This is a genomic window from Cloacibacterium caeni, assembly GCF_907163105.1.
Classification (GTDB): domain Bacteria; phylum Bacteroidota; class Bacteroidia; order Flavobacteriales; family Weeksellaceae; genus Cloacibacterium; species Cloacibacterium caeni_A.
The window spans coordinates 605,054-622,891 of the sequence record NZ_OU015321.1 but is presented as its reverse complement, the minus strand read 5'-3'; the positions used below and the strand labels follow the sequence as shown (position 1 = coordinate 622,891).

The following is a 17,838-nucleotide window of genomic DNA, read 5'->3' as shown; positions in this document are numbered from 1 at the left end:
AATTTTATTTTAAATTAAGATTTTACAGACATTGATAATGAATAGTTCCATTTTCTTCTAAAATATTCAAACAATAAAACACTTCCATAAAGCATCGAAAAACAGTAAAAACTGTCTTCTAAAGGCATAGTTCCAAGTCTGATTTCGAGGTTTTCATTGTTGTCATAAAAAACCACTGGATTTTCTGAATAACTTCCCGTCAAAGCGGAATTAACAAAGAAAAACGGCACATAAATCAGCACAAAACTGATGTAAAACTTTCGTGCATATTCCCATTGATAAAAAATTTGGAAAATCATCAATAGTGTAAACAATCCAAAACTTGCTGCGGTGTATATTCTGTCTAAATTAGTAGCAAAAACACTTGCACTTATAATCAATAAAAGAACAGAAATCCATTGTGTCAATTTTTTGGTCAACTGCAATTTCGGGAAAAAATATTCTAAAGAATAGTGAATAAAATTGCTGGAATAAGGAATGAGCAAGAAAAATAACCATTCTTCGAGTGGCAATTTAAACCATCTGATTCCCATTAAATATTCATCATTAAATCCCCAAACATTTTGGTAAGCAAAATAAATATCCCATAGAATGAAGAAAATTCCCACCGTAATGATTGCCAAAAAATAAGGCTTCCAAAAACGGATAAAATTCATCCATTTTTTCTCAAAACTGAAGATAAAAGGAATGCTAAAACTCAAGATATCTAGAGCTATGTAATAATATTGTTGCAAAACTTTGATTTTAAATTATTGACTATGCCACTTTTGAATTCATGGCTTCTCTGAAATATTTCAAAGGCACGAAAAGCATTCCGAAACACTCTCCTTCTTCTTTCCCAAGATGTTTATGGTGCATTTTGTGTGCTTTTCTCAATCCGCGTAAATACCAATTATTGGTTTTATCAAACCATTTAAAACGTCTGTGAATGAGAACATCATGAACTAAAAAATAAGCCATTCCGTATAGTAAAATTCCTAGTCCTATGAAAAAAAGATAGTTGATTCCATTTACCGTTCCGAAATAGAATAATAGAATACTGGGAATTGCAAAAATCACAAAAAAGAAATCATTTTTTTCAAAAACATGAGGATAACCTGGTTGATGGTGATCTTCGTGAAAATACCAACCTAAACCATGCATAATATACTTGTGCGTGAGCCAAGTAATGCCTTCCATGGTAACGAAAACGCCTAAAGTGATGAAAAAATATTGCAATGCTTCCATTTTTTAATTTTAAATTTTTAAATAGTTTTTGATGAATTTCACTAGATTTTCATCGTCTGAATTTTTATAGTTTTTAATAATGAAGTTTCGGTCTGATTCTATATTTTTATTGTAACCCAAAAAACTTGGTGTTTTTTCTTGAGAAATCAATCTCATTAATCTGATTTCTATATTGTTGGGTTCTTTTTTAATTGCATCTTCAAGCAACTTTTTCCCTTTATTGAAATAAGAATATTTATTCAAAGGATTAGATGCGTGTTTTGCCATAAAAAAATTACCTACCGCATAAAATGCCATATAAATAGGCTTTTTAGTTGTATCATAAGCATTTTTAGATTTTGAAATAAGGGTTTTACTTACTTCTTCTGAGTTTTCTCCTTTTTGAAGATAACCTCTTAACTCTACTAAACTTTGTGCATTGATAAAACTGCAAAACAATAAAAATACAAGAACTAACTTTTTCATAGATTTTAAATTTATCTTACGAAGTTAAGATTTTTAAACAAAATCATCTCTCCGAAAAGATAAACTTTTCTCGCATTAGAAACACTGATTCTTTTGTGCATCAATATTTCTGGCTTACATTTTTTAATTTTCTTGAATAAATTGGTGTAGTATTTATACGCCATAAAAACCGCTAATCTAGAAGACATCGGCAACATTTTAATACCAATTAAAGAATGTTCAAAATCTTTAGCAATGTCTTTTTCGATATCTAATTTATCTTGTTGAGAAAAATTTCTGAAATTCACATTCGGGAAATAGGTTCTTCCTAAATCTGTATAATCAGCAGAAATATCTCTTAAGAAGTTGATTTTTTGGAACGCAGCTCCTAAACTTTGTGCATAAGGTTTCAGTTTTTGATATTCTTCTTCATTGCCGTCTACAAAGACTTTCAAACACATTAAACCTACTACTTCTGCGCTTCCGTAGATGTATTCATTGTATTTTTCGTCATTCAAATCCTTGATATCGCCCAAATCCATTCTCATAGAATGCAAAAACGCATCTACCAAATGCTGAGGAATTTTTTTTTCTCTCTGTGTGGTACAAAAAGAATGAAGAATAGGATTGAGAGAAATACCATTTTCCAAAGCATCTCTGTAGTTTTTCTCGAATTCATCTAGCAATTTTGCTTTGTCATAATCATGAAAAGTATCTACAATCTCGTCTGCAAAACGTACGAAACCATAAATATTATAAATATGCTGACGAATTTCTGGCTTAAACAAAGTAGAAGCTCTGGAAAAAGACGTACTGTATTTTTCGGTAACCATTTTCGAGGTTAATCCAGAAATGTGATTAAAAATTTGAAAATTATTCATTTTATTTGTGTTTGTGTGGTTTAAAATTGAGTCTAACAAAATTTTCAACAGACTAATTGTTCTTTAGAATATAATCTGTCACTACTTTTCCAGAAATCAATGCAGGTGGAACTCCTGGTCCTGGAACAGTTAATTGCCCTGTATAAAAGAAATTTTTCAATTTTTTATTCTTAATCGTTGGTCTTAGAACCGATGTTTGCAATAAAGTATTTGCCAAACCATAAGCATTTCCTCTGCAAGAATGATAACGCTCTTTGAAATCTTTTACACCAAATGATTTTTTGAAAACTATGGCATCACTTAAATCTTCTCCCGTACATTTTTTAATTCTATCGAGAATCAACTGGAAATATTTTTCGTGAATTTCTTCGTTGTCTTCTAAATCTACCGCAACTGGAATAAGGAAAAAGCCAACTTCCTTACCTTCTTCACAAAGAGAATCATCTGTTTTGCTCGAAAAATTAGCATAAAACAAAGGTTGTTTTGGTAATTCTTTGGTATCATAAATTTCTTTTGCATGCGCTTCAAAATCTGTATCAAAGAACAAATTATGATGCAAAAGGTGGTTCACTTTTCTGTTAAAAGCTACATAATATAAGAACGAACTCGGCGCAAAAGTTTTCTTTTGCCAATATTCTTCACTGTAATTTCGGTTTCCGTTGAGCAATTTTTCGGTGTGTGCGTAATCTGCTCCAGAAATGAAAACATCAGCTTCATAAACTCCGTTTTGAGTTCTGATTTTTTTGGCTTGATTATTTTCATAATCTATTCCAATAACTTCTTCATTCACATGAAATTCTACGCCTAATTCTTTGGCTAATTTCACCATTCCAAGCGCAACCGCATTGAAACCACCTTTCGGATACCAAGTTCCCAGCCCGAAATCTGCATGATTCATAAAATTGTAGAAAGCTGGAGTTTTATTTGGTTTTGCCCCTAAAAATAATACAGGAAATTCTAAAATACTTCTCAATTTAGGATTTTTGATTTCCTTTCTTACTTGCTCAGAAATATTTTTGACAAATAAATTTAGTCTTTTTGCACTTTCTACAGAAACCAATTCTAGCAATGATAAACCTGGATTATACACCAAATCCTGCATCGCAATTCTATAGTTTTCTTGAGCTTCATCCATGAATTTTTTCAGATGTTTTCCGCTGCCTGGTTCTATTCTTTCGAAAGTTTCAATGATTTTTTCTGGAGTATCTTCGATGTCGATGTAATCATTTTCACCAAAAACCACTCTATAAGCTGGCGAAAGTTTTTCGAGCTCATAATAATCTGAAACTTTTTTACCAAAATCTGCAAAAAATCTCTCGAAAATATCCGGCATCCAATACCAACTTGGGCCCATATCAAACTTATAGCCATTAATTTCCATCATGGAAGCTCTTCCTCCTAATTGTTCATTTTTTTCTAAAACCGTCACTTTGTAACCCGCTTTTGCCATATAACAAGCAGAAGCCAGTGAAGAAAATCCGGAACCAATAATTACTGTTGTTTTCAAGGGTATTTAATTTTTTATATTGATGATAATGCTTCTTCTAATTGATGTCCAAAATAACTTTTTTTGACCTCTAAATATGATTTATTGATATGATTTGCTTTAATATTCAATGGAATTCTCTTCACTAATTGAATATTACTGTTTTCCACAAAACTTAATTTCTCGGGATTATTCGTTAAAAGATTGATTTTTTTAACACCTAAAATATTTAGAATTTCTATGGCTACATTAAAATCTCTATCATCTGCTGGTAAACCCAACTGAAGATTAGCTTCTACCGTATCAAGACCCAATTCTTGCAACTGATAAGCCTTTATTTTATTGATAATCCCAATATTTCTACCTTCCTGACGAAGATATAAAATAATTCCACCATTTTCATCTATATATTTCATAGATGCATCTAATTGTTGACCACACTCGCATTTTTGAGAATGAAAAATCTCTCCCGTAATACATTCTGAGTGAATTCTTACGTTTACCACTCCGTTAAAATCTGTATTTTCAGAAATTAATGCAATGTGCGGCATCCAATCTTCTTGTGATTCTGAAAACGCTACAATTTTGAACTTTCCAAAATCTGTAGGCAATTTTGATTCTGCTTGTATCTTGATCATATTATCTATTTTTTAAATCATAATTATTGTACAAATTTATACTTTATTTTATTAAGTAGTAAAATATTTTACTATTTTTGTCATCAATAAATTCTATTGAATGTATCAATTAATAGAAATTAACTCAAAAAAGACTCATTATTAAAGGAATACAAACCGATTTAAAAAAATTGAAATATGAAAAATAAAACCATCAATTCAGAAAAAATATTATCCGATTACGGAAATTATTTACTTATTCACGGAGAAAGACCCAAAAACATATACGTTTTTGCTCAAGAAAACCACTTTGATGAAAAAGAATTTTATCAATTCTTTTCAAACTTCGAACATCTGGAGAAAGAAATTTTAAAGCATTTTTTTCAAAAATCTTTAGAACTTTCTCTAGAAATCGAAGGCTATGAAGACATGAGCGCTAAAGAAAGATTACTAAATCTTTATTTTATCTTTTTTGAAAACCTTACGATGAATAGGTCTTTAGTTCTTATGATTTTAGAAAAAAAGAATCTTTCTACACTACAAAAACTCCATGAACTAAAATCTGAACATCAAAAATTTATCAAAACATTAGACTTTAATGACTTAGAAATTTTAGAAAAAGCTAAAGATTCTATTAAAAATTTCAATGAAAAATCTAGAGAAGAAGCGCTTTGGTTGCACTTTTTATCAATTATTGAATTTTGGCAAAAAGACGAATCTCCAAGTTTTGAAAAAACAGATTTATTCATCGAAAAAACTATTGACACAGGCTTTGAATTTTTAAACAATGAACCATTGAAAAAAATTATTGACTTAGGCAAATTCTTGTGGAAAGAAAAATTTCAAAAATCGTAAAAAAATGAAAACCCTCAATAAAATTCCCACGGGAAAAATAGAACGCGCCAGTAATTTACTGAAAGCCGGCGCAAAAGTTGGCGTAAATTACATTAAATATTACGGCAATAAAATCACTAAAGACGAAGAAGAAGCCAAAAAAATTCTAAACGAAGACAATGCTGCAGACATCTATGACAGTTTAAAAGAACTAAAAGGTTCTGCACTGAAAGTAGCACAAATGCTGAGCATGGAAAAAAACATCATGCCGCAAGCTTATGTAGAAAAATTTTCGCTTTCGCAGTTTTCGGTTCCGCCACTTTCTGGAGCTTTGGTTAAAAAGACTTTTAGAAAATATTTTGGCAAAAATCCTGAAGATATTTTTGATGAATTTTCGCCAGAATCAGTCAATGCAGCAAGTATTGGTCAGGTTCATAAAGCCAAGAAAAACGGTCAAGAATTGGCCGTAAAAATTCAATATCCTGGAGTTCAGGAAAGCATTTCCAGCGATTTAAAATTGGTAAAACCTATTGCGATGAAGATGTTCAACATCAGAAAAGAAGGTTCTGAATCTTATTTTAAAGAAGTAGAAGATAAATTGTATGAAGAAACCAATTACGATTTAGAACTCTCACGAAGTGAGCAAATTGCGCAAGAATGCGCTCATTTAGAAAACATAAAATTTCCGAAATATTATCCAGAATTTTCGTGCGAAAAAATCATCACGATGGATTGGATGCATGGAAAACACTTTTCTGAATTTATAAAAACAAAGCATTCACAGAAAACCCTGAATAAAATCGGACAAACACTTTGGGATTTTTACATGTATCAAATGCACGTTTTGAAGCAAGTTCACGCAGATCCACATCCTGGAAATTTTTTGATTTCGGAAAAAGGCGAATTAATGGTGATCGATTTCGGTTGTGTGAAGGAAATTCCAAGTGATTTTTATGAGCCTTATTTTGAATTGGCAAAAGTAGAAAACTTAATGAATCAAGCATTTTTTGAACAAAAATTATATGAATTAGAAATTCTTAAACCAGAAGATTCATCTGAAGAAAAAGTATTTTTCAGTAAACTTTTCCATGAAATGTTAGAATTGTTTACCAGACCTTTTAATCAAGAGTTTTTTGACTTTTCAGATGAGAGTTTCTTTCAAGAAATTGCAGATTTAGGTCAGCGTTATGCCAAACTCAGCGATTTAAAAAACATGAATACCAATCGTGGTTCTAGACATTTTATTTATCTGAACCGAACGTTTTTTGGTTTATATAATATGATGCACGATTTAAGAGCTGAAGGAATAGAAATTAATCATTTTCAAAAATTCATGGTAGAAAATGCCTAAAAATTTGCCCTCAAAAATCTGTGAAGTTTGCGGTTTACCCTTTAACTGGCGCAAAAAATGGAAAAAAGACTGGGAAGAAGTGAAATATTGTAGTGAAAAATGCAGGAAAAACAAAAAATCAACATCGTTTGGTTCAAAAATGATTTAAGAACCAAAGACCAAATATCTCTATTTAAGGCATCTCAAGAAGATTTGCCTTTTATAGCTTTGTATATTTTTGATGAAGATTTTTATCAAAAAAAGCAGTTTGGTTTCAAAAAAATCGGGAAATTCCGTGCAAAATTTTTGTTGGAAAGTGTTCAAGATTTACAACACAATCTTGCTGAACTCAACATAACTTTTTTGATAAAATTTGGAAAAACAAAGGAGATTTTTGAAAAATTGAATGAACACTACTCTATTCAAAAAATCTTTTGTGAAGGAGAATTTACCCAAGAAGAAGTGGATTTAGAAAAGAGCATTTTTTCTGTCTTACCTCATGTGAAATTTGAAAAATCTCACTCACAGTTTTTATTAGAACCAGATTTTGTTTGGGAAAAATTAGAAAAAATTCCTGCGCTTTTTACCACCTTTAGAAACAAGGTTGAAAAGAATTTCAGCGTAAGAAAACCTTTCAAAATCGATAAAAAGAAAACGTTTTTTGAACTAGAAATTCCATCAGACAAAATTGATTTAGAAAAATTAGGTTTTGAGGATTTCGAAACGCATCCCGACTCAGCATTTCCTTTTTCTGGCGGTGAAAACGCAGCTTGGGAAAGATTGCATTATTATTTTGAAGAAACTCAACTGCTTAAAGATTATAAAAATACCAGAAATGGATTGGTAGGAAGTGATTACAGTTCCAAATTTTCGGCATGGCTTGCTAATGGAAGTATTTCGGCGGTTTCCATTTATGATGAAGTGAAAAAAATTGAACAAAAATTCGGAGCCAATGAATCTACGTATTGGTTGATTTTCGAATTGCTGTGGCGAGATTATTTCAAATTTATTGCTTGGCAACACCGCAATGAAATTTTTCACAAAAACGGACTTCAACACAGTAAAAATTTAGAATTTCAGAACAATCCTCAAAAATTAGAACAATGGATTTCTGGAAAAACGCACTCAGAATTTGTGAATGCCAACATGATTGAACTCCAAAAAACGGGATTCATGAGCAATCGAGGAAGACAAAATGTAGCTTCTTATTTCTGTAAAAATCCGAAACTAGATTGGCGAATTGGTTCAGCCTATTTCGAAGAAATGCTCATCGATTATGATGTTCACAGCAATTACGGAAACTGGTTGTATTTGGCTGGAATAGGAAATGATGCACGAGACAGAAGTTTCAACACAGAAAAACAAGCAGAACAATACGATAGCAATAAAAAATTTAGAAATTTATGGCTGAAAAACCACTAAAAACAGCACAATTGATATTTCCGCATCAGTTGTTTCAAGAGATTTCATTTCTTGAAAAGGAAATTCCTGTGTTTTTAGTGGAAGAATTTTTGTTTTTCAAACAGTACAAATTTCACCAACAGAAATTGGCTTTTCACAGAGCTACGATGAAATTCTATGAAAACTTTCTACTCGAAAAAGGATTCAAAGTTCATTATATAGAAAGCATTTCGGAACTTTCAGATGTTCGAAACTTAATACAATTTTTAGAACAAGAAGGTTTTGAAAAAATCAAAATCATAGATGTTTGTGACGATTGGTTGGAAAAGAGGATTTTAAAGACAAAACTAGAAGTTGAGATTATTAAAAATCCAAGTTTTATCAATTCAAAAGAAGATTTAAAGGTTTATTTTGAAGGCAAAAAGCATTATCATCAAACCGATTTTTACAAACAACAACGCGTTTCTAGAAATATTCTTTTAGAAAACGGAAAACCAGTTGGCGGAAAATGGACGTTCGATACCGAAAACCGAAAAAAATATCCAAAAAATAAAAAATCGCCTTCTATTTCATTTCCTCAGAATAATCGTTTTTACGAAGAAGCGAAAGTTTATGTTTCTGAAAATTTTGGAAATCATTACGGAGAATTAACAGATTATCAAATCTATCCAACTACCTATTCAGAAGCTGAAATTTGGCTCGAAAATTTCTTAGAAAACAGATTTTTAGAATTTGGAATTTATGAAGACAGCATTGTAGAACAAGAGCATTTTTTGCATCACAGTGTGTTATCTCCATTGATGAACATTGGCTTTTTAACTCCAAACATTATCCTAGAAAAATCCATTGAATTTGCTCAAAAAAATGAGATTCCTCTCAATTCATTAGAAGGATTTATTCGTCAGATTTTAGGTTGGCGAGAATTTATTCGAGGAATCTATTTGTATAAAGGAAGTTTCGAAAGAACCCGAAATTTTTGGACTCATCAACGAAAAATTCCCCAATCTTTTTACGATGGAACTACGGGAATTGCTCCGATTGACAAAACCATTAAAAAAATATTGAAAACTGGCTATGCTCATCACATTGAACGATTGATGATTCTCGCCAATTTTATGAATTTGTGTGAATTCCATCCAGATGAAGTATATCAATGGTTTATGGAAATGTTCATCGATGCGTATGATTGGGTGATGGTGCCTAATGTTTACGGTATGAGTTTGTTTGCAGATGGCGGAATCATGAGCACAAAACCGTATATCAGCGGAAGCAATTATCTCAAAAAAATGAGTGATTATTCCACCGAAAATTGGGGAGAAATTTGGGATGCTCTTTTTTGGAATTTCATCTCTAAAAATCAAGAATTTTTTAGAAAAAATCCACGATTGAGCATGATGCTTATTACTTGGAATAAAATGACGGAGCAACAAAAAGAATTACATCTTGTGAGAGCCCAAAACTTTTTAGAAAAATTAGACCAATGATGAAAAAAAATTTCAGTATAGAACAAATCGACAGAATTATAGAAATGGCTTGGGAAGACAGAACACCATTTGAAGCTATCACTTTTCAGTTTGGAATTTCTGAAGCCGAAACCATCGCTATTATGAGAACTGAACTGAAAAGAAGTTCTTTCAATCTTTGGAGAAAAAGAGTGAATTCTGGCATCAGTCAAAAACATCTCAAAAAAAGAAATTCAGAAATTGAAAGATTTAAATGTACCAGACAGAAAACTATAAGTTTAAATAAAATATCAAAGAGATAAATGAGATTTTAGATGTAAGATTTTAGATTTAAAATCTGTGAGAAAAAATAAAACAAAAAATTAAAATAATATGAAAAATATAGTCATCATCGGTTGTGGAAGCGGAATAGGTTTAGCCACCGCAAAGCAATTACAAAACGAAGCGCAAATCATCGGAATTTCTAGAACAGAAACTCCAGAATTAAAAAATATAAAACTTCATTTTTATCAAAAAGACATTCTAACGGACAGTTTAGATGATGTTTCTTTTCCTGAAAAAATTGATGGATTGGTCTATGCACCAGGAAGCATTAATCTGAAACCTTTCGGAAGATTATCTGACGAAGATTTCAAAAAAGATTTCGAAATTAATGTTTTGGGTGCTATTAAAATCATTCAGAAATTATTGCCTAATCTTAAAAAATCTGAAAGTGCAAGTGTGGTTTTATTCAGCACCGTTGCAGCAAAATTAGGCATGCCTTTTCACTCTTCTATCGCCGCAAGTAAAAGCGCTGTAGAAGGCTTGGTAAAAAGTTTAGCCGCTGAATTTTCGCTACAAAAAATAAGATTTAACGCCATTGCACCATCACTTTCAGACACCAATTTAGCCACTGCTTTATTGGCATCACCAGAGAAAAGAGAAGCAGCTGCGAAGAGACATCCGCTACAGAAAATAGGAAATCCTGAAGAAATTGCAAAAATGGTTGTATTTTTACTTTCTGATTCTTCTTCTTGGATTACCGGACAGATTTTTGGCATTGACGGAGGAATGAGTACTATTAAATTATAAGCAATATGGAAACCAGTTTTTTAATTAATCTCCTTTTAGAAGTTCAGGAATACGAACATTCTAAATCGTTTAAAAATCATGCTATGATAGAAGATTTCAGAATTTGGCTCAACGAAAAAAAATATACTACAGAAAGTCCGACCAAACTTTTTAAAAATGAAAACCATGAAGTAAGTTTCACCGAAAATGAAATTTGCAAACAGGTTTTGCTTTTGGGCAGATTTTCTAAACAAATGATTCGCAAAGGTTTAAGCGATTTTCCGACTTTAGCAAATGAAGAATTTACTTACCTCTACAGACTCAAAGACGAGCCTTCTTTGACCAAAATGCAACTCATCGAAAGAAACGGTCACGAAAAACAAACAGGAATTCAAATCATCAAAAGACTTTTAGACGATGGTTTGATTCAAGAAACCGTGGATGAAAATGACAAACGTGCCAAAAGATTAACTTTGACCAAAAAAGGAGAAGAAGCCTTCCATCAATCGGTAGAAAAAGTCAATACCACTTCTAAAATTCTTTCGGCAAATCTTAAAATTGATGAAAAAACAAAATTGCTGGAATTACTGAAAAAAGTAAACGATTTTCATTACACTTTGTACACAGAATACAAAAATTCTGAGATTAAAGAACTCCTTCATTTGATAGAATAAGCATGAATAAAATATCTATTTTTTGGTTCAGAAGAGACCTTCGTTTAAAAGACAATCACGGATTATTTCAAGCATTAGAATCGGGAAAAAAGGTGCTACCGATTTTTATTTTTGACGAAGATATTTTAGATTTATTAGAAAATAAGTCGGATAAGAGAGTTGATTTCATTGTACAAGCTTTGCAAACCTTAAATTCTTTTCTAAAATCAAAGAACAAAGGCATCAAAATCTTCAAAGGAAAACCTCTTGAAATCTATAAAAAACTCACTGAAAACTATGAAATAGAAGCCGTTTATAGCAATGAAGATTATGAACCTTACGCAATAAAAAGAGACCAAGAAATTGCCAATTTTTTGACTTCAAAAAATATCGCTTTTCACCCATTTAAAGACCAAGTTATATTTCACAAAGACGAAATTGTAAAAGCGGATAAAAAACCTTATACGGTTTATACTCCTTATTCAAAACTTTGGCTCAATGAATTTCAAAAAGTTGATTTACAGGGATTTCCATCAGAAAAAAAACTAGACAATTTACTAGATATTACTTTTGAAGAACTTAAAATAGAAGATATTGGCTTTCAAAAAACAGATTTAGCATTTGAAGTTCCAGAAGCAGACCTTCATATCATCAAAACTTACGAAGAAACTCGAAATTTCCCAGCGGTAAAAGGAACTACACAATTAGGCGTTCATCTTCGATTTGGAACCATTAGTGTGAGAAAATTAGCCAAAATTGCTAAAGAAAATAACCTTACCTTCCTAAAAGAATTGATTTGGAGAGAATTTTTCATGCAAATTCTATATCATTTTCCGAAAGTGGTCAATTATTCTTTCAAAGCAAAATATAATACAATTCCATGGGAAAATAATCCTGAATTTCTAGAAAAATGGAAAGCAGGAAAAACAGGATTTCCTATTGTAGATGCGGGAATGCGTGAACTGAACGCTACTGGTTTTATGCACAACAGAGTGAGAATGATTACCGCGAGTTTCCTCATTAAACATTTGCTTACTGATTGGCGAATTGGCGAAGCGTATTTTGCGGAAAAATTAATGGATTACGATTTAAGTGCGAATAATGGAAACTGGCAATGGTGTGCAAGTTCTGGTTGTGATGCCGCTCCTTATTTTAGAATTTTCAACCCAGATGAACAACAGAAAAAATTCGATCCAGATTTTAAATATATTAAAAAGTGGATTCCCGAATTTGGAACAAAATACTATCCAAAACCTATTGTAGAGCATAAAAAAGCCAGAGAAAAAGTACTAAAAGTGTACAAAGAAGCTTTAGATAATTTAGACTAAAATTCTTAAACTTTTTGGGAGCACTTTTACTTTAACTGGAGAAGAAATTTGGTTAAATTCGCCGTCGAGATGCCACAAATCTGAATTGACTGAAAACTCAATTTCTGGAACTGACAAATAATGAATGTACTGATTGGGAACCAATTTTTTGGTAAACATTCTGTAGGCAAAAACGCCAGAATGCGTGAAAGGAAACTTCTTTACCAAAGCAATTTCTAACAAACCATCACTTTTACTTGCATGAGGAGCAATGTAGGCGTTATTCCCGAATTGGCGCGTGTTTGCAACGTTTAGCATCAAGTATTTTCCGTCAAATTTTTTATATTTTTCTTCGAATTTGATGGAAATTGGTTGGTATTTAAAAAAAGTCTGAATAGAAGTTTTGATGTAGTTTTTAAAACCTCTGGAAGTCTTCTCAAAAGCTTCGATTACAGCGCCGTCAAAACCTACTCCAGCTACATTAATCGAAAATCTTTCGTTTACTGTAAACGTATCAATTTCTTTAAAATTTTTCTTTTGGATTTTCGCTAAAAGTTCGTCTAAATTTTTAGAAAACTTGGTTTCATTCGAAAAACCGTTACCGCTTCCTGCTGGGAAAATCCCTAGAATTTTATCCGTGTGAATTAAATTTTTCGCAACCGTAGAAATGGTTCCGTCACCACCAATAGCAACGAAAACCTCTATTTTTTCAAAATTCTCTTTGATGAAATCTTCAGTATCTTGAATGGATTTAGAAATCAAATACAACGGATTTTCAACCTTTGCTTTTAAAGAATTAAGAAAAGGCTGATAGTTTTTCTTGGCAGAAAAAGGATTGATGATAAATGCTACGTTTTGCATGGGTGCAAAAGTACGGAATTATACCGATTAGTAATTTATAATTATTTAATTAAAATTAAATCAATCAATAGCGTCCTAAATAAAAAAATAAGAAGGAATTAAAGTAACTCAAAGTATCTTTGAGGTTGTACAACAAAAAAACCTTCTTATGGATTCAAAATTAACATTATTTTCCCAAATCATTTCAAAAATAGACCGAGGGATTTTCAAAAAAATAGTAATTGAGAAGAAAACCGATTACCGAAATAAAGGATTTGATAGTTGGAACCACTTAGTTTCTATGCTTTTCTGTCATTTTGCCAAAAGCACTTCGGTTCGGGACATTTCCAACGGGCTTCGCAGTGCCACAGGAAACCTGAATCATTTAGGGATAAAAACAGCACCTTCCAAATCTTCTATTAGCTACCAGAATGGAAAACGAGATGCAGATTTGTTTAAAGACGTGTATTTCAAACTATTAGAACAATTAGGACAGCACACGAAAGAAAGACGGATAAAACTCAAAATAAAAGTTCCTGTCTATTTATTAGATTCTACCCTTATTTCTCTATGCCTGTCTTTGTTCGATTGGGCAACATATCGAACTAAAAAAGGAGCCGTGAAAATGCATACCTTACTTGAATATGACGGGAAACTTCCTGTTTATGTGAATATTACCAAAGGAAGTGTTGCTGATAACAAGGGAGCGGAAAACATTCCTTTGGAAAAGGGAGCAGTCATTGTTGCAGACCGATTCTATAACGATTTTCCAATGCTCTCTATTTGGGACAGCAAAGGTGTTTTCTTCGTAATAAGACATAAAGAAAATCTGAAATTTGAAACTTTACAGGAACGAGAACTTCCACCAAAAGGAGCTCAAAGCATCCTAAAAGACGAAGAAATAGTACTCTCAAATCCTTTATCCAAAGAAAAATATCCAAAAAAATTAAGAAGAGTGGCTATTTGGGATAATGAAAACAAGCAAACCATTGAAATGATTTCCAATAATTTCTCTTGGGCTGCTTCTACCATAGCAGAATTATACAAGCAAAGATGGCAAATTGAGATCTTTTTTAGAGATATCAAGCAGTTGCTTCACATCAAAACCTTCATTGGAACTTCTGAAAATGCAGTGAAAATCCAAATCTGGACGGCACTTATCACTATTCTCATTCTGAAATACCTGAAATCCATCGCTAAATATAATTGGCAATTATCAAATCTGGTAGCTTTTATCCGATTGAATATTTTTGTTAAAATTAATCTTCAATTTTGGCTCGACAAACCATTTGAGCAACCGCCTGAAACCCCCAAAAACTATTATCAAGGGGTTCTTTTTTGAAATTAAATGTAAAGCTAAATGTAAAATAGGTATTTAGGCTGTTTCTATTTTTAATAATTTTTATTTAGGACAGTATTGTAAATCAATAAATTATCTATCGGCATAAAACCAAGTTAAATCTCATTGTATAATTGATTTGGTTTTATTTAATGTTATTCCTCGAAATAAATTCTGGTTTTAAATAAGGTTTCAACTCAGAAAACGGAATAGAAATTTCTACTACTCCTGCTGCATAAGCTGTAATTTCGTATTGATTGTACACAAAAGTGATGTTTTGGAAATCAAAATAGAAATTGTTATTTACAGGAATTTTATCAACTAAAAGCATTTCTTTTTGGTCTGAATTTTTAAAATTTTTCATTAAAATTTTATTCCAATCTATTTTATTGATATCCATAAAAACATCAGAAAGCTGAATGGTTTTATTATTTTTTAAATCAAAATTTTTATACGTAATTCCGTAATAACCATGAGCTCCACCAGAAAAGCCATCACTTTCATACGCCAAAGTTAAAATGTCATTTTTATTTGCAAAAACATTCATGTAAGAGTTTTCTTCCCAAGTTTGTTCGTAACCTGATTGAAATTCTAAAGAATCTTCTTGGCCTTGAGAAAAATAAGCTTCTTTTTGATTTACCAATTCTTTCAGCAATTTTTCTTTAGAATATGTCTCTAATTTGATTCCAGATGGACTATAAATACTGTCTAATAAAGTTTTATTATGAAGTGTAGGAAATAACAAAATGGTAGAAGAAGTTCTTAATTTCAAAGTTTTTGCTACAGCAATAGAGTCTTGCAATTGAAGAGAATCTATCGCAAAAGGCAAATTTTCTGAGGCTAATTCATTGGCATTTTCTGGAATTATCCCTTTATTTCCTGTGGTTTTTGGGCTACAAGAAAAAAGTACGAAAGCAGTAGCTAAAGCTAGAAAAATGGTTTTCATTGAATTCAGATTTGTGAACTTAAATATAGCAAAAAAACCGTCCAAAGATTGAACGGTCTTGAAATTATTGATAAAATATTGATTTTAAGCGTCAATATTTGCATAGATTGCATTCTTCTCGATGAATTCTCTTCTTGGTGGCACTTCGTCGCCCATTAACATAGAGAATACGTTATCTGCTTCTGCAAGGCTTTCTATGGTTACCTGTTTTAAAATTCTGTTTTCCGGATTTAAAGTCGTTTCCCATAACTGTTCTGGGTTCATTTCCCCAAGACCTTTGTAACGCTGTACTTCTACTCCTTTTCCATCTGGAGCCATTTCCAATGTTTTTGCTTCTCTTTCTTTCTCGTTGTAAGCATACACTTTCTTGTTTCCTTTTTTCAATAAATATAAAGGAGGTTGTGCAATGTAAATGTATCCTTGTTCGATCAATTCTTTCATATATCTAAAGAAGAATGTAAGAATCAACGTAGAAATGTGAGAACCATCAATATCAGCATCGGTCATGATTACGATTTTGTGATATCTTAGTTTTGCCAAATTCAAAGCTTTAGAATCTTCTTCAGTTCCTACAGAAACACCAAGAGCGGTGTAAATATTCTTGATTTCGTCATTATCATAAACTTTGTGGAGCATCGATTTTTCTACGTTCAAGATTTTACCTCTCAATGGAAGAATCGCTTGGAAATGTCTATCTCTACCTTGTTTAGCAGTTCCACCTGCTGAATCTCCCTCTACTAAGAATATTTCTGAAATTTCAGGATCTTTAGAAGAACAGTCAGATAGTTTCCCTGGTAAACCAGAACCTCCCATTGGAGATTTTCTCTGAACCATTTCACGAGCTTTTTTCGCAGCTTGTCTAGCTTTTGCAGCTAGAACTACTTTTTGTACGATTAGCTTCGCTTCATTAGGGTTTTCTTCTAAGAAATTAGTAAGCATTTCGCCTACAATTTTATCTACTGCACCAGAAACTTCTGAGTTTCCTAATTTGGTTTTGGTTTGCCCTTCGAACTGAGGCTCCATCACTTTTACAGAAATAATCGCGGTAAGACCTTCTCTAAAGTCATCACCCGTAATTTCTACTTTTTCTTTTGCAGGAAGACCTAGTTCATCCGCATATTTCTTTAGAGTTCTCGTTAAAGCTCTTCTGAAACCTGCTAAATGCGTTCCACCTTCGTGCGTATTGATATTATTTACGTAAGAGTGTAAATTCTCGTTGAATGAAGTATTGTAACGCATCGCTACTTCTACCGGAATATCATCACGCTCACCTTCCATGAAGATTACGTGTTCCATGATTGATTCACGGTTTCCGTCAATGTAGGCAACAAATTCTTTAAGACCACCTTCTGAATGGAATGTTTCAGTTGGGAAACTTCCATCTTCATTTTTTCTTCTTTCGTCTGTTAAAGTAATGGTAATTCCTTTGTTTAGGAACGCCAATTCTCTTAATCTAGCAGCTAAAGTATCATAATTGTACACCAATTCTTGAAAAATGCTTCCATCTGGTTGAAAGAAAACTTCGGTTCCTGTAGAAGTAGAAGTTCCTATTTCTTGTACATCCGCTAATGCTTTTCCTTGAGAATATTTTTGTTGGTATAATTTTCCGTTTCTAGAAACAGTAGCGATAAGTGAAGTAGAAAGTGCGTTCACACAAGAAACCCCAACTCCGTGAAGACCACCAGAAACTTTGTAAGAATCTTTGTCAAACTTACCACCTGCACCAATTTTGGTCATTACTACTTCTAGCGCAGATTTTTGTTCTTTTTGGTGAAAGTCTACAGGAATACCTCTACCATTATCTTTTACAGAAATTCCGTCTCCTTCGTGAATGGTTACTGCAATGGTATCACAATGACCCGCCAAAGCTTCGTCAATAGAGTTATCAACTACCTCATAAACCAAGTGATGCAAACCTCTAACACCTACATCACCAATGTACATAGAAGGTCTAAGACGTACGTGTTCTATTCCTTCTAATGCCTGAATACTGTCTGCTGTATATTGTTTTTGACTCATA

Annotated in this window: 19 protein-coding genes; 10 read left to right on the top strand and 9 right to left on the bottom strand. The window is 32.2% G+C overall.

Features of this window, described 5'->3' with window-relative positions; translation table 11 throughout:
* Window positions 1-14 precede the first annotated feature (14 nt).
* From KKQ76_RS02865 to ribA, 6 genes are read right to left on the bottom strand one after another with little or no spacing between them, the layout of a single operon-like run.
* Complete coding sequence (locus tag KKQ76_RS02865) at window positions 15-734, bottom strand: lycopene cyclase domain-containing protein (protein ID WP_213195739.1); 720 nt, start codon at window positions 732-734, stop codon at window positions 15-17.
* A gap of 22 nt (window positions 735-756) precedes the next feature.
* Entirely contained in the window at window positions 757-1,227 is a 471-nt protein-coding gene (locus KKQ76_RS02860; RefSeq protein WP_213195738.1) for a sterol desaturase family protein, read from the bottom strand.
* Between the two features lie 9 nt (window positions 1,228-1,236).
* Window positions 1,237-1,692 carry a hypothetical protein gene (locus KKQ76_RS02855; protein ID WP_213195737.1) on the bottom strand — a complete coding sequence of 152 codons (456 nt, stop codon included), beginning with the start codon at window positions 1,690-1,692 and terminating at the stop codon, window positions 1,237-1,239.
* 11 nt (window positions 1,693-1,703) lie between these two features.
* Complete coding sequence (locus KKQ76_RS02850) at window positions 1,704-2,552, bottom strand: phytoene/squalene synthase family protein (RefSeq protein WP_213195736.1); 849 nt, start codon at window positions 2,550-2,552, stop codon at window positions 1,704-1,706.
* Window positions 2,553-2,604: 52 nt separating this feature from the next.
* Window positions 2,605-4,059: a phytoene desaturase family protein gene (locus tag KKQ76_RS02845; protein ID WP_213195735.1), complete on the bottom strand. Its 1,455-nt coding sequence runs from the start codon at window positions 4,057-4,059 to the stop codon at window positions 2,605-2,607.
* A gap of 14 nt (window positions 4,060-4,073) precedes the next feature.
* A complete protein-coding gene (gene ribA, locus KKQ76_RS02840) occupies window positions 4,074-4,676 on the bottom strand; it encodes a GTP cyclohydrolase II (protein WP_213195734.1) in 603 nt (200 codons plus the stop codon).
* A 177-nt stretch (window positions 4,677-4,853) separates the two neighbouring features.
* Between ribA and KKQ76_RS02835 the strand changes: the two genes are divergently transcribed.
* From KKQ76_RS02835 to KKQ76_RS02795, 9 genes are all read left to right on the top strand, one after another.
* Window positions 4,854-5,510 carry a TetR family transcriptional regulator C-terminal domain-containing protein gene (locus KKQ76_RS02835; RefSeq protein WP_213195733.1) on the top strand — a complete coding sequence of 219 codons (657 nt, stop codon included), beginning with the start codon at window positions 4,854-4,856 and terminating at the stop codon, window positions 5,508-5,510.
* A 4-nt stretch (window positions 5,511-5,514) separates the two neighbouring features.
* Entirely contained in the window at window positions 5,515-6,840 is a 1,326-nt protein-coding gene (locus KKQ76_RS02830; RefSeq protein WP_213195732.1) for an ABC1 kinase family protein, read from the top strand.
* Window positions 6,833-6,988, top strand: a complete 156-nt coding sequence (locus KKQ76_RS02825; protein WP_213188817.1) for a DUF2256 domain-containing protein — start codon at window positions 6,833-6,835, stop codon at window positions 6,986-6,988. The genes KKQ76_RS02830 and KKQ76_RS02825 overlap by 8 nt, the downstream gene beginning before the upstream one ends.
* A complete protein-coding gene (locus KKQ76_RS02820; RefSeq protein WP_213195731.1) occupies window positions 6,940-8,241 on the top strand; it encodes a DASH family cryptochrome in 1,302 nt (433 codons plus the stop codon). The genes KKQ76_RS02825 and KKQ76_RS02820 overlap by 49 nt, the downstream gene beginning before the upstream one ends.
* Complete coding sequence (locus KKQ76_RS02815) at window positions 8,223-9,704, top strand: cryptochrome/photolyase family protein (protein WP_213195730.1); 1,482 nt, start codon at window positions 8,223-8,225, stop codon at window positions 9,702-9,704. The genes KKQ76_RS02820 and KKQ76_RS02815 overlap by 19 nt, the downstream gene beginning before the upstream one ends.
* Window positions 9,704-9,985 (top strand): TIGR03643 family protein, encoded by a 282-nt coding sequence (locus tag KKQ76_RS02810; RefSeq protein WP_213197453.1) that lies wholly within the window; start codon window positions 9,704-9,706, stop codon window positions 9,983-9,985. Before KKQ76_RS02815 ends, KKQ76_RS02810 begins: the two co-directional genes overlap by 1 nt.
* A 70-nt stretch (window positions 9,986-10,055) precedes the next feature.
* Window positions 10,056-10,754, top strand: coding sequence for an SDR family NAD(P)-dependent oxidoreductase (locus tag KKQ76_RS02805; protein ID WP_213195729.1), 699 nt, complete (start codon window positions 10,056-10,058; stop codon window positions 10,752-10,754).
* 5 nt (window positions 10,755-10,759) lie between these two features.
* Complete coding sequence (locus tag KKQ76_RS02800) at window positions 10,760-11,407, top strand: MarR family winged helix-turn-helix transcriptional regulator (RefSeq protein WP_213195728.1); 648 nt, start codon at window positions 10,760-10,762, stop codon at window positions 11,405-11,407.
* Window positions 11,408-11,409: 2 nt separating this feature from the next.
* Complete coding sequence (locus KKQ76_RS02795; protein ID WP_213195727.1) at window positions 11,410-12,714, top strand: cryptochrome/photolyase family protein; 1,305 nt, start codon at window positions 11,410-11,412, stop codon at window positions 12,712-12,714.
* On the opposite strand, the gene KKQ76_RS02790 is transcribed toward KKQ76_RS02795, so the two are convergent.
* On the bottom strand, window positions 12,706-13,554 hold the full coding sequence (locus KKQ76_RS02790; protein WP_213195726.1) for a diacylglycerol/lipid kinase family protein: 849 nt from the start codon (window positions 13,552-13,554) through the stop codon (window positions 12,706-12,708). The two genes, KKQ76_RS02795 and KKQ76_RS02790, sit on opposite strands and share 9 nt — an antisense overlap.
* Window positions 13,555-13,702: 148 nt before the next feature.
* Between KKQ76_RS02790 and KKQ76_RS02785 the strand changes: the two genes are divergently transcribed.
* Window positions 13,703-14,875 carry an IS4 family transposase gene (locus KKQ76_RS02785; RefSeq protein ID WP_213188635.1) on the top strand — a complete coding sequence of 391 codons (1,173 nt, stop codon included), beginning with the start codon at window positions 13,703-13,705 and terminating at the stop codon, window positions 14,873-14,875.
* A gap of 142 nt (window positions 14,876-15,017) precedes the next feature.
* Here the strand turns inward: KKQ76_RS02785 and KKQ76_RS02780 are convergent, their stop codons facing one another.
* Together KKQ76_RS02780 and gyrB are read right to left on the bottom strand one after the other, a co-directional pair.
* The gene (locus KKQ76_RS02780) at window positions 15,018-15,818 is read right to left on the bottom strand and encodes an RsiV family protein (RefSeq protein WP_213195725.1); all 801 of its coding nucleotides are present in this window, start codon (window positions 15,816-15,818) and stop codon (window positions 15,018-15,020) included.
* 84 nt (window positions 15,819-15,902) lie between these two features.
* The gene (gene gyrB / locus KKQ76_RS02775; RefSeq protein WP_213195724.1) at window positions 15,903-17,837 is read right to left on the bottom strand and encodes a DNA topoisomerase (ATP-hydrolyzing) subunit B; all 1,935 of its coding nucleotides are present in this window, start codon (window positions 17,835-17,837) and stop codon (window positions 15,903-15,905) included.
* Window position 17,838 lies beyond the last annotated feature (1 nt).

Coding starts and splice junctions, on each gene's coding strand:
- KKQ76_RS02860 (WP_213195738.1), bottom strand. CDS start 1,227: ATGGAAGCATTGCAATATTTTTTCATCACTTTAGGCGTTTTCGTTACC.
- KKQ76_RS02855 (WP_213195737.1), bottom strand. CDS start 1,692: ATGAAAAAGTTAGTTCTTGTATTTTTATTGTTTTGCAGTTTTATCAAT.
- KKQ76_RS02850 (WP_213195736.1), bottom strand. CDS start 2,552: ATGAATAATTTTCAAATTTTTAATCACATTTCTGGATTAACCTCGAAA.
- ribA (WP_213195734.1), bottom strand. CDS start 4,676: ATGATCAAGATACAAGCAGAATCAAAATTGCCTACAGATTTTGGAAAG.
- KKQ76_RS02835 (WP_213195733.1), top strand. CDS start 4,854: ATGAAAAATAAAACCATCAATTCAGAAAAAATATTATCCGATTACGGA.
- KKQ76_RS02830 (WP_213195732.1), top strand. CDS start 5,515: ATGAAAACCCTCAATAAAATTCCCACGGGAAAAATAGAACGCGCCAGT.
- KKQ76_RS02825 (WP_213188817.1), top strand. CDS start 6,833: ATGCCTAAAAATTTGCCCTCAAAAATCTGTGAAGTTTGCGGTTTACCC.
- KKQ76_RS02820 (WP_213195731.1), top strand. CDS start 6,940: ATGCAGGAAAAACAAAAAATCAACATCGTTTGGTTCAAAAATGATTTA.
- KKQ76_RS02815 (WP_213195730.1), top strand. CDS start 8,223: ATGGCTGAAAAACCACTAAAAACAGCACAATTGATATTTCCGCATCAG.
- KKQ76_RS02810 (WP_213197453.1), top strand. CDS start 9,704: ATGAAAAAAAATTTCAGTATAGAACAAATCGACAGAATTATAGAAATG.
- KKQ76_RS02805 (WP_213195729.1), top strand. CDS start 10,056: ATGAAAAATATAGTCATCATCGGTTGTGGAAGCGGAATAGGTTTAGCC.
- KKQ76_RS02800 (WP_213195728.1), top strand. CDS start 10,760: ATGGAAACCAGTTTTTTAATTAATCTCCTTTTAGAAGTTCAGGAATAC.
- KKQ76_RS02795 (WP_213195727.1), top strand. CDS start 11,410: ATGAATAAAATATCTATTTTTTGGTTCAGAAGAGACCTTCGTTTAAAA.
- KKQ76_RS02790 (WP_213195726.1), bottom strand. CDS start 13,554: ATGCAAAACGTAGCATTTATCATCAATCCTTTTTCTGCCAAGAAAAAC.
- KKQ76_RS02785 (WP_213188635.1), top strand. CDS start 13,703: ATGGATTCAAAATTAACATTATTTTCCCAAATCATTTCAAAAATAGAC.
- KKQ76_RS02780 (WP_213195725.1), bottom strand. CDS start 15,818: ATGAAAACCATTTTTCTAGCTTTAGCTACTGCTTTCGTACTTTTTTCT.
- gyrB (WP_213195724.1), bottom strand. CDS start 17,837: ATGAGTCAAAAACAATATACAGCAGACAGTATTCAGGCATTAGAAGGA.